The sequence below is a fragment of the Rhodococcus sp. IEGM 1305 genome (genome assembly GCF_030058635.1).
Classification (GTDB): Bacteria; Actinomycetota; Actinomycetes; order Mycobacteriales; family Mycobacteriaceae; genus Rhodococcus_F; species Rhodococcus_F opacus_D.
Genome location: NZ_JASHKX010000092.1, coordinates 1 through 273, shown reverse-complemented (window position 1 = coordinate 273; position 273 = coordinate 1). Strand labels below are relative to the sequence as shown.

At 66.7% G+C, this 273-nt stretch carries 1 protein-coding gene; it reads right to left on the bottom strand.

From position 1 onward, the window contains the following. Nucleotides 1–273: hypothetical protein (locus QM693_RS37525; RefSeq protein WP_283354837.1), on the bottom strand; the 273-nt coding region annotated here is incomplete at both ends.

Genomic DNA, 273 nt, shown 5'->3' with positions numbered 1-273 from the left:
CGGGTTGGGTGCGGGGGTCGAGCCAGACGAGTTGGAGCATGATCCCGTTTTCGGGGTCGAGTCGGTGTGTTGCGGCGTCGAGTTGCGTGCGTGCCATCGCGGCGAGGTCGTTGTCCGGGTCCGTCTCGACCGCGACGTGGGTGATGAGGGGTGCGGCCGCGATTGTTCCGGCCGGTGGGATTTCGAGGACGGTGTCCTGGTCTGATGTTCCGCGTCGCAGTCGGGCTCGGAGCATGTCGTGGTGGTCGAGGACTGTCTGCACGGTGGCGGTGA